Origin of the sequence: Petrotoga sp. 9PW.55.5.1, assembly GCF_003265365.1 — a bacterium.
Lineage (GTDB): Bacteria > Thermotogota > Thermotogae > Petrotogales > Petrotogaceae > Petrotoga.
In genome coordinates, this window is record NZ_AUPM01000052.1 from 1 (window position 1) to 10,531 (window position 10,531).

At 32.1% G+C, this 10,531-nt stretch carries 11 protein-coding genes; 3 read left to right on the top strand and 8 right to left on the bottom strand.

The window, feature by feature from the left end:
* From PW5551_RS07850 to PW5551_RS07865, 4 genes are all read right to left on the bottom strand, one after another.
* A partial coding sequence (locus PW5551_RS07850; protein WP_233488486.1) for an IS3 family transposase occupies nt 1-584 on the bottom strand: 584 nt, incomplete at its 3' end.
* A gap of 90 nt (nt 585-674) precedes the next feature.
* Complete coding sequence (locus tag PW5551_RS07855) at nt 675-986, bottom strand: transposase (RefSeq protein ID WP_113075243.1); 312 nt, start codon at nt 984-986, stop codon at nt 675-677.
* 50 nt (nt 987-1,036) lie between these two features.
* Nucleotides 1,037-2,179, bottom strand: a complete 1,143-nt coding sequence (locus PW5551_RS07860) for an ISL3 family transposase (RefSeq protein WP_233488487.1) — start codon at nt 2,177-2,179, stop codon at nt 1,037-1,039.
* Nucleotides 2,180-2,358: 179 nt separating this feature from the next.
* Complete coding sequence (locus PW5551_RS07865; protein ID WP_113075244.1) at nt 2,359-3,597, bottom strand: MFS transporter; 1,239 nt, start codon at nt 3,595-3,597, stop codon at nt 2,359-2,361.
* A gap of 412 nt (nt 3,598-4,009) precedes the next feature.
* Between PW5551_RS07865 and PW5551_RS10125 the strand changes: the two genes are divergently transcribed.
* A complete protein-coding gene (locus PW5551_RS10125) occupies nt 4,010-4,207 on the top strand; it encodes a hypothetical protein (RefSeq protein WP_041534128.1) in 198 nt (65 codons plus the stop codon).
* 469 nt (nt 4,208-4,676) lie between these two features.
* On the opposite strand, the gene PW5551_RS07870 is transcribed toward PW5551_RS10125, so the two are convergent.
* On the bottom strand, nt 4,677-6,044 hold the full coding sequence (locus PW5551_RS07870; RefSeq protein WP_012209358.1) for a radical SAM/SPASM domain-containing protein: 1,368 nt from the start codon (nt 6,042-6,044) through the stop codon (nt 4,677-4,679).
* 1,081 nt (nt 6,045-7,125) lie between these two features.
* Here PW5551_RS07870 and PW5551_RS07875 point away from each other — a divergent pair.
* Nucleotides 7,126-7,707, top strand: a complete 582-nt coding sequence (locus PW5551_RS07875; RefSeq protein ID WP_255420134.1) for a transposase — start codon at nt 7,126-7,128, stop codon at nt 7,705-7,707.
* Between the two features lie 17 nt (nt 7,708-7,724).
* Here the strand turns inward: PW5551_RS07875 and PW5551_RS10200 are convergent, their stop codons facing one another.
* Nucleotides 7,725-7,868, bottom strand: a complete 144-nt coding sequence (locus tag PW5551_RS10200; RefSeq protein WP_155811093.1) for a hypothetical protein — start codon at nt 7,866-7,868, stop codon at nt 7,725-7,727.
* A 532-nt stretch (nt 7,869-8,400) separates the two neighbouring features.
* Between PW5551_RS10200 and PW5551_RS07880 the strand changes: the two genes are divergently transcribed.
* Nucleotides 8,401-8,667 (top strand): hypothetical protein, encoded by a 267-nt coding sequence (locus PW5551_RS07880; protein ID WP_233488488.1) that lies wholly within the window; start codon nt 8,401-8,403, stop codon nt 8,665-8,667.
* 34 nt (nt 8,668-8,701) lie between these two features.
* On the opposite strand, the gene PW5551_RS07885 is transcribed toward PW5551_RS07880, so the two are convergent.
* Entirely contained in the window at nt 8,702-8,923 is a 222-nt protein-coding gene (locus PW5551_RS07885; protein ID WP_113075245.1) for a hypothetical protein, read from the bottom strand.
* A gap of 314 nt (nt 8,924-9,237) precedes the next feature.
* The gene (locus tag PW5551_RS07890) at nt 9,238-10,443 is read right to left on the bottom strand and encodes an MFS transporter (protein WP_199562257.1); all 1,206 of its coding nucleotides are present in this window, start codon (nt 10,441-10,443) and stop codon (nt 9,238-9,240) included.
* Nucleotides 10,444-10,531: the final 88 nt, after the last annotated feature.

Consider the following 10,531-nt stretch of genomic DNA (forward strand, 5'->3'; position numbering starts at 1 on the left):
GATTTACTTGAATGTCCTATCTGTGAAGAAACAATCGTCTTATCAAAAGCATCAATAATATCCAGTATAGGAACAAAGCCATCGTATTTTGTTGGGATGAATTTGATGTCTCCTTCCCAGAATCTATTGGGAGCATCTATTTCATGATTATGTGGTCTTCTCTTTGGATGTTTGAAATGGTTTCTGTAAGCTCTAACAACACCTAATTCTTTTCTTATTCTGTAAATCTTTTTGTGGTTAACAATTATTCCAAGTTGGTTCTTAAACACAACAGATAACTTCTTATCTCCAAGAGATTTAAAGTAAAAAGTTGGATCGTTTGGATTGTTGTTTTCATATATGGAGATTATAATCTCTTTAATGCGTTCATCCTCAACTATTTGACCATTGATAGTATAAGAGAATCCTACGAATCTTTTTTGTTTTGGTTTAGCCTTGATAGTCTCAACAACAAAGAACAACCTTGTTTTGAAGTAAAAAGAGCTTGAACTCATATGAAAATAATCCAGAAGATAACTCAGGCATACACCATAATTTCTGTATTTAATAATAAGAATCAATTTACCAATATCTGTACAATTCACTTGTGGTTCATATTTTTTTTTAAAAGTTCAAGTTCATCTCTTACTATTCTCAGCTGTAATTCTTTTTCAAGAAGAATCTTTTCATAATAACTAAGTTTTCTTCTTAAGATAAACAGAATCATTAGAATTGTTATAATCATCCGACCTATCTATACCTGCTGATTCATAAATGATAGGAGGAATCTTAGAATAATCAGAAATCATAGACTTAGTTCTTCCTTTTTTGGTTTTAAACACAGAGTCATCATAATTAGATTTTTTGTACTTTTGTACCCATTGAGAAAGAGTGTTAAAAGGTATAGAATACTCATCAGAGAACTCTTTTAAAGATTTTTCACTGTTAAGATATTCTTTAACAAGTTGCAGCTTTAAATCACCGGAATAAACTTTTTTCTTTTTCATATTCTCACCCCTTATTTTATTTTATCATTTCCTTCATTTTTCTCCAATCTCTATGAGGGGTGATTATGTTTTTTGGTATATCTCAAAACTTCCTTGAATCCAAAACTTATTCTTTTTATTAATTTTATGTGTGTATGTCGTCCTTCTACTTTAGCCGTCGTTGTTCTATTAACGAAATATTGGAGTATTTCTTTTTCCCACCTTATATATGTTTTGGCCCATCTCCATACCTGAGGATCTTCACTTTCTTCCATCTTCTCTATCAATATGTGTAATCTTCTTTTCCCTTCTTCATACGTTTCTGCTTTATACATCCATTTCAACATTAGTAGGTATCTATAATACTCTTTTAGATATGGATGTTCCTTCAATGTTTTGTATAATTTCTTTACCTTTTTCTTCTCTTTTAATAATTTCTTTCCATTCAAAAAGAATAATTTTACAGGTATCTTTTTATTGTTATTCGTTACTTCTTCTTCTATCTTTATACTTTCTCTTAGCTTTTTCTGTGCGTCTTTTACTACATGAAAATGGTCCGCTACTACTTTCACTCCAGGTAATTCTTCTTTGACTGCATTCTTAAACGAGGCTCTCATATCGATAGCTACTTCTGTTATCTTTTGCTTTATTTCATACGGTATTTTATTTAAAAATCCTTTCAACTCTTCTTTTTTGTCTGACTTCAATATCGCTATTGTGTTTGAGGTGTTTAATTCTACTATCGTCGTCACCATCTTAAACCCTCTAAATGAGTGTTCATCTATCCCTAACTTTATATCTTCCATATCTTGAAATTTCGTCCAATCTACTTTTACTTCAATCGAATCTAATAAATTACTCACAGTTCTCACACTTACACCAAACTCTTTCGCGGTTGCTGATATGCTCATCTTACGCAAACCCTTTACAATGTTTTCTGTCTCTGCTCTTGTTATTCTTTGCCATCTATAACTTATCTTCTCATCTCTGAAAGTTTTCCCTGTTTTTTTACACATGTATCTTTGTGGTCTGTGTATCAGATATATTCTTTGTGTTCCAACTTTGCCAGCCTTGATAATCCTTTCTTTTGCTTTACCGTTACGTACTATGTATTCTCGCTTGTCTTTACATCCTTTACATTTATACGGACATTCTGGTATCTTTACCTTTTTCGAATATTTCACTTCAAAGTAAATCTCTCCCTCTTTTCTCAAATCTTTTCTCTCTTTTAACTTAAAACCTTTGTCAATATCCAGTATTTGTGCTATAATTTTGTTGCTCCTGATATCATTTCTCTCTTTTTATTTTTATTTTGTGCTCTATGAGAAGTGATATCTTTTTTTACCCCTTTTGTCAAGTACCTCATCAACCATTTTTATTATACAGCCATTTTTTAGAAAACATTCCTCTTTTTCAATTGATAAGGTATCAATAGGTAAAATATTCCAAGTATGCTAGTTATTATACCGAAGACAAAGAACAAACTTTTCAATGAAAAAAATGCTGCCATTATCCCTGCAAAAGCATAAGAAAAAGGTCTCAGCGAATTATCTATCGTTGATCGCAACGCAAAAACCCGTCCCCTTGTGTTTTTAGGGGTAATTCTTTGAATCAAAAGATTTTCATTAATGTTTCCTATTTCAGTCATAACACCTAACAGCAACAACGCAATCAACACGTATATGTAACTGTTTACTAAACCAAGAGAAGACAAGAATACTCCCGCCAAAACGGAGGATAACATTAGTGCTACGTACTTCATTTTTATCTCTTTAATGGATGATAGAACAAGGGCGGTTATAAAAGAGCCTGCTCCCAACATTGTTTGCATAATTCCATATTCACCAGGACCTACTTTCAGTATCTCACTAGCCAATACAGGTAGGAAAACGAATATAGTGGTTCCAAAAAAATCATCTAAAGTCTCTAAGGTTATTAACCCTTTAAGCTGAACATCGGTCCATATCACTTTGAAACCTTCTCCTATATCTGAAAAAATCAAACCAGTTTTCCTAGCTTCCTCTTTTTTTCTGCCTTTTTCTTCTGCTTTAATGAACATTTCAGAAACTGCCGAGAAAATAAAAGTCAACCCATCGATTAAAATTGCCCATTTTATTCCCACTAAAGACACAATCACGCCACCGATTGCCATCCCAATAAGTTGAGAAAGTCTATCTGTCATTGAAATCATGGCGTTAGCTTGAGAAAGCTCATCATCGTTTACCATAATCGGGATTAACGACAACAAAGCAGGACCAAATAAAGTACCACAGATCTGTAATCCAAAAATGGTTATTATCAATACCCAAATTTGATAGAAATATGTTCCAAAGAAAATACCGAGTAAAATAAGGATTCCACCACTTATTAAATCTGTTATCACAAGAATATTTTTCTTTTTCCATCTATCTGCCCAAACACCTGCAAAAGGAGAAAAAATAATATTCGTAACAGCTATAGTACTTAAAACAGTACTAACTGCACCTACCCCGCCTATCTCAGCTGCAGCTGACCAAAGAATAGCTATAATAAAAATAGCAGATCCGACGCTGGATACTAGTCTACCGAAGAACAAAAGTAGAAAATTACGGTTTTTTATTAAAAGATGTAACCCTCCAGTTGATTTTGACATTTTATCTCCCCCTTTAAGATTTTTGAATATCAAAATAAATATTCTACAAAGATTATAATATATTACTTTAAAAAAGTCAAGTATTTTATTAAAATTTTTAAAGTAATGCCGTAATTTAAATAAAAAAGTAACTCCCGCATGCTACTTCGGGAATTTACTCTTAAGAGAAGATATTATACTGTCTTCTATGATATTTGATAATACAATATAAGTATAAATAACTATTTTCTTTGAAAAATGAGTGGGTAGTAGAACGCGTATACTCTCTGAACTTTTAAGTTCGTTCTAAAGTTTGTTCGCTACCCACCTTCCGCCCATAAATCCGATACTTGATTGACCTTTCAAGGCCGTATTAGCAAGGATGATTGTAAAAGGCGGATTTTCAAACAATACTAAAGTGGGGTGAAAAAATATGTATTTTGTAGGTATTGATATTTCTAAAAATTCTTTTCATTACTACGTCTCCAATTCAGATAGAATCAAAATCGTTAGCGGTAAACTCAAACAGAATATGAGTGGTTTCACAACTTTCGACAAGATCCTTAAAAAGAGTTCAGAAAAAGTGAAACTCTTCGTCATTCTAAAAACGATAATATTGATTCCAAGCTGATCTCCATTTGGTTAAAAGGAAATGCCCCGAAGGGGTTCAAGGAAATAAATGTTCTTGTGAATAAATTTTACAACATTCAACTAACAAAAAGCGAATCAATTTCAAAGACATACTTACTATCTAACCACTACCCTATTTCGATGACAATTAATTATGATCTAACACGACCTTAAAACTCGGCTGTATACTAAAAATACTTTTTGAATAAGGTAAAAGGAGAGAAAGATGTTAATCTTTTAATGAGTAAACCTTACAAGAAATACGATAACGCTCATATGGAACGGCACTGAGACTTTGCTTTGGGCTTCCTTCAGATTCCACTTCACGATGAACACCCTAGTCTTCGACTACTGGTTTCTGCCATCTACCCCACAACAGGCTTTCACCGCTTAGCTATTGCCCACGCTGACTAACCTTTAAGAAGTAGATAAATTAATTTTCTATCTCCTATTCCTTTCTAAACGGGGATTTAGGTAAATTGTCTGGTAGAAAATTTACTTTTTCTCAAGCGCTCTTTTACAAATAATGTTAGATATTTTTCTGGATCATATTTAACATTAGAACAAACAGATTTAGACATATCTCCATTTTCACTTAAAGCTTCCGCCAAGCAACCACCTCCACATAGAGCAAAGACTTCACATTTTTTACACTTATCTTGGTTAAGAGGGTTATAACCTTTCAGTGTTTCTAAGTTCTTTAAGTATGCTTTGTTAGGTTTTTCATCATAAATTGTTCCAATTACAAAATCATCCATTTCACCACTTGTGCCCCAACAAGTAGCTATTCTTCCGTCTGGTAATATATGAAAAACTTTTAAGGAATTAGCTCCACAATGTAGCATCCTTGGAAACGATAGAGGTAAATCTACATTTTTAAATCCTTTAAAGCGAGCTAATTCATGGAATTTTAAAGACATTAACCCCCACTGTGAAGAACTACATGTTAACCCTTCAAGTTTATCTCTTATGGTTTCACAAAAGTTTTGAATTTGATGAAAGCCCAGAATTAAATTACTTTTTTCTGCATATCCATTTTTTTTCAAGTAATCTAATAAGTCATTTATTCCGCTTATATTTTGAGGCCATACATTTATCCTCAAAATAACTTCTTTACAGTACTTCAAGGCATTATCCAAACCTTTAATTACATCCTGGAACGACCCTTCTCCATTTCTATAAGGTCTCATTTTATTATGATAGTATTCGGTGCCATCCATAGTAATTTGAGTAGAAACCCAATTATGTTTTTCAAAAAACCTGCATTTTTCTTCATCCAATAATGAACCATTAGAAATTAATCTTGTTGATAAACGATTCTTACCTACTTGACTTTCTAACTTCGTTACTATTTCTTGAATTAAAGGGAATTTTAAAAGTGGCTCTCCACCAGTTAATGTTAAAGTTAGTTTCTCATCATCGGAGGCATCAAATTTTTTCTTTATAAAATTTACTATTAGCTCACTATCATTTTTTTTAAAAGTTATATTTCTATTTTTGTTTTCTTCACCTTGAAAACAATACACACAATTGAAATTACAGTTCAAAGTCAAATATAGTACAAAAGTAAGAGAAATGTCATTTTTTGCTTTCTCAAAATTAGTATAAAGTATTTCACTTTCTATGGCCTCATTCTTGACAATAAAACCATTTTCATAAAGATATTTTACAACATTTGGGTTAGAATCTAAATAAGAATTAGGGTTTTCTACAATATCTTTCACTGCGGTGTCACCTATCATTACCTTTGATGTTAGATTAGAAAGAAAAACAAATTTCCCATTTTCATAAGGTACAATATATGTAGTTTTCGCCTTTCTCAAATTTTGCTTTTCCATAATTATTTCTTACCTCCTCTTTCAAAATAAATATTTATTGTCTTCCGTAATTCTTAACTCGCTTTAAACAAAACCTTTTAATTCAAAAATTTAAAAAATATCTCCATCAACGTAAGTTACATGCAATCTGCTTTAGCTCCCCTTTGTCCAGCAGCTCATCCCGAGCAGGATGAAAGGACACCGCCCGTAACCCTTTTAAAATCAAAGTCTTGTTTTCTGAAATCCTTTTTGGTTCTCTTCCAAAAAGTGTGGGTAGAAAAAATTAAATATGAATAAATGATTAAATAATCTGGTATCATGTAAGAAAACACAGAATAGATAAGGAGTGATATCAGAGAAGAAAAGAACTACCAAAATTCTTTGAGCAGATACTGAATATAACAGATCCATGGTACATAGCAAGGATAGAACAACATGGAGATACAATCAACATATATGTGGATTTCAAAAAAGGTGCAAAGTTTGAATACAACGGTAAATATTACAGTGCATATACTCCCGTCCAAAGGATATGTTCCCCCTTTCAAAGCTGGAGCAAGGTAACACTTTCAAAAAGCAAAGATAATATTTGATAAATTCAAAGAAATATTCGATTACAATAAATCTTCTTATGCTGCAAAGTATTTTCTTTAGTGCCCTAGATAAACTTAATTTAACTCCAGCTTACTTACCCACTTTTTTCATGAGAGAACCATTAAAATTATTCATATTAAAGCTAAGAATGCTGCCCAGCGTAATAATTCCATTCTCTTATTTTGTACTAAACATTACCATTGCCACACATATCATACTTACAAGTTGACTCAAATTCGACGTTATTCAATTCTATTATCTCTATTTTATCCTTTGTGTTATTTTCCATTATGAAAACACCTCCTTTCCCAAAATCTTTAGTTAAACCATTGTATAAAGTGTTCAATTTTAATAGAGTAATAATACTATTTTTACGCTGGGCAACATATAGGACACTGATTAAGATAACTGATACTAAGAACCATTTGAACAGATATTGAATATAACAGATCCATGGTACATAGAAAAGATAGAACAATAACCCGATACACTCAATATATATAAAGACATAGAGTCCATATGTATGGATATGTCGGTACCTTTCAAAGCTGGAGCAAGAAAACATTTCCCAAAAGCAAAGATAATATTTGACAAATTCCATGTACTTAATGTATTAAGTGCCCAACTTGATAAAGTGAGAGCCAGAGAGAATAAAGGGTACCATGAGATACTCAAAAGGACGAAATACTTGCTATTAAAAAATCCTAACAACCTTACCAAGAAAGATAAAGTTAGACTCGATGAATTGATGGAATATCAACATCTTGGCACACTTCAAGCCTACGGATCGGTACTTGAGTTTAAAAAGATGTTCGATTACAAGAAACCTTCTTATGCAGCTAAGTATTTTAAACGATGGTATGAAAAGGTAATAGAATCAAATATACCCGAAATGATTAAAGCCGCTAAGACTCTCTTAAATCACATAGAAGGTATCTTGTTACACATAAAAACGAATATTTCAAACGGTAAAATAGAAGGTATGAACTCTAAACTTAGAGGATTTACTAAAAGGGCTTTTGGTTTTAAAACATTAAAGAATTTAAAAATCACTATCTTTATTGCCTTTGTTGCTTCTTGTACAAAGTAAAAGCCCTAACCAAGCATTTACCCTACTTCTTCCACAACACTTACCATCTCTGTGGGTTCTACTCCATCTGTTGATCCTGTAATGCGACCATCTCCACCAAAAACAAATATACCACTCAATAGCAGACCTGTGATCAACAAAACAACAAAAAATCCCTTCATCCTTTTTCACCCCCTTGAATTATTTTTTTAATTTAAAACTAATATCTCAAATAATTCAATCCCTTATTTTAATCATACCCTTTTCCATATGATTTTCAACTGTTTTTTTAATTGGTTTCAAATATACATTGATAAAGTATTACAGAGATCGGTCAAAAAAAACTTATGTTAAAATCAAACTTGATAATTTTTGTTATCTTTAAATTACTTATATTCTCTTTTTCTTTTTTTATCTGTATTATGGTACAATTGTGTTTGAATGGTTTCAATCTATTTTTAGAAAAATTTCTAAGTTGAATTGAAGTAAACGAATATTCCATTATTATAACGCTGTGTAAATATTTCATGAGGTTAGGGAGGTTCTTAGAATGAATCTTCGATCTTTGGTTGAAATTGTGAATAAAGGATAGATTTTGATTCTTTACTAACAAACGTTCAAAAACCAAAAATCTACACAAACAAAAATATAACCTTCAGCGAACATTCCTTTTATTTGGGAAGGAAAGATGTTGTAAAAAAGTTTGTGAAAGACTTGAATAAAAAGAATTTAAAAGAGTTCATTGAAAATTACGTTAATCTTGATGCAAGCCAAAAAAAGATATTAGAAAAATTCATAATGAATTACGGTAGGTACTATGATTTAAAGGATATACCAAAAGAATTCACACCGAAAGTACCAAAAGAGATTAATCCATTCGTCAAAAAATACACGTTGAAAAGAAAGCCTTCTGCTGTTTCTTTTTATGTTTTTGAAGGGGAAGAGAGAGAAGAGTTGGTGGAAATTAGCAACAATTTTTAATTGAAAAACGCCCATGTTGGGCGTCTTTACAAAATTATTTCAATAACTCTTTTAGTTCTTCTATGGTTATTTCTAACAAATTATCCCCTATGTAATCTATCGTTTTTTCATCCGCTTTTCTTATCTTATCTTTTATCTCTTCGGTTAATTGGTTACCGAATCTTTTGCTTAATATTCTAATTGCAAATTCTCTTTCACCCTCTAATCTAGCTTTTTCTCTGTCTCTTTTTGCTATCTCTTCTAATGTGTTAAACATTTTTGGCACCTCCATTTTTTCTAGCTCTTTGTATCTTTCTATCGCTTTGTATCCCTTCTTTCACATCCGTTAGCTATGCCTACTTATAGACATAAATACATTCCAACCAATTCCTTATTTGAATGACTATTAATTATGATATAACTTGAACTCAAGACTAATTAACCTCTATTTTTGAGAAAGAATCAGGCTCGCTTTTTCTTAATCTAAAACTGCATCTGGATTATTTTCTTCTAGGTTAATTACTACTTTATTAAATAACATTAAAACACAAACGACAATCAAAATCAAACCAGATAGAATGAACATAAGTCCTATCCCCTGTTTTTCCCAACACCTATTAAAGAGCCAATCCACGTATTCGCTAATGTGCCTCCATCTATAAGAAGTGGATTGAATACTTTTTCTGCCAAAACACCTGATAATACAATTGCAACTGGGGTTATAATTTTCAAAAGTCCATCTATCACAGCGCCCACTCTTCCCAAAACGTTACCCTCAATTTTTAGCTGCATTATGGTACCCAATGTAGCATTTGTGAATGGAACAGGCAACATGAATATGAAAAATCCCACACCAATTATATACCAAAGAGGCGATACACCCATCACACACAAACCTATACCTGATAGTATGAGCCCAATAAATATCACTTTTACCCTATTTTTAATAGTTGGTATAACACTTGCAACTAACCCTCCTAAAACTAATGCTATTCCCGATATGGAATTTACCATCCCATAAATTACGGAATTATAATTACCCATTATTATTGGGCCAACAAGTACTATGCACAAATTAGCTATGAAATTTAACAGGGCGAATACAGCTATGAGTGAGAAAAAACCTTGTTTTCCTTTTAAATATGTGAGGGTATATTTAAAATCATTGATTATATTACCCATATTCACCCTTTTATCTTCGATAACAGGCTGTGGGATTTTTTGTGATAGGACTGTTCCTATTGCTACAAAGAATGTTATAAAATCGATTGTTAATAAACCTGATAAATCAATTAAAGGGTATAGAGCTCCTGCTACTACAGGTGCTATTATATTTTGAATGGATGGGATTAATTGCATCATTCCATTTGCCCTACCAAGGTTTTTCTTAGGAACAATTTCCGGGATAGAGGCAGTGAATGCAGGACTCTGAAATGTCCCAAATACTGCAGATATGAAGTTAATTGGGAAAATCATCCATAGTTTCATTTGCCCCGTTATAAGCAATATGATCATAACCATTTTTAAAAGTGCGTCAAATGCGTCTGTGAATATAATTATATTTTTCCTGTTTTTCCTATCAGCAAATGTCCCTGCGATCGGTGCAAAGATTATCCCTGGTAAAATCCGCATTAAAACAGTCATAGTAAAAGTCATTGCACTTCCAGTTGTTTCTAGAACCCACACAGATAACCCAAAAGTTGTCAAACCAGAGCCTAAAATAGAGACGAATTGGCCTATCCAAATTATCGTAAATTTTTTGATTGATTTTTCTGGATTTGACTTATTTTGATTCATCCCTTTTAACCTCCCGATAATACCTTATGGAAACAAGTATTAATCTAACTATTTTGATTTCTCGACATTCTGCACTCCTTCTCTCACA

Coding starts and splice junctions, on each gene's coding strand:
- PW5551_RS07855 (WP_113075243.1), bottom strand. CDS start 986: ATGAAAAAGAAAAAAGTTTATTCCGGTGATTTAAAGCTGCAACTTGTT.
- PW5551_RS07890 (WP_199562257.1), bottom strand. CDS start 10,443: ATGAATCAAAATAAGTCAAATCCAGAAAAATCAATCAAAAAATTTACG.
- PW5551_RS10125 (WP_041534128.1), top strand. CDS start 4,010: ATGTATTTTGTAGGTATTGATATTTCTAAAAATTCTTTTCATTACTAC.
- PW5551_RS07865 (WP_113075244.1), bottom strand. CDS start 3,597: ATGTCAAAATCAACTGGAGGGTTACATCTTTTAATAAAAAACCGTAAT.
- PW5551_RS10200 (WP_155811093.1), bottom strand. CDS start 7,868: ATGAAGGGATTTTTTGTTGTTTTGTTGATCACAGGTCTGCTATTGAGT.
- PW5551_RS07870 (WP_012209358.1), bottom strand. CDS start 6,044: ATGGAAAAGCAAAATTTGAGAAAGGCGAAAACTACATATATTGTACCT.
- PW5551_RS07885 (WP_113075245.1), bottom strand. CDS start 8,923: ATGTTTAACACATTAGAAGAGATAGCAAAAAGAGACAGAGAAAAAGCT.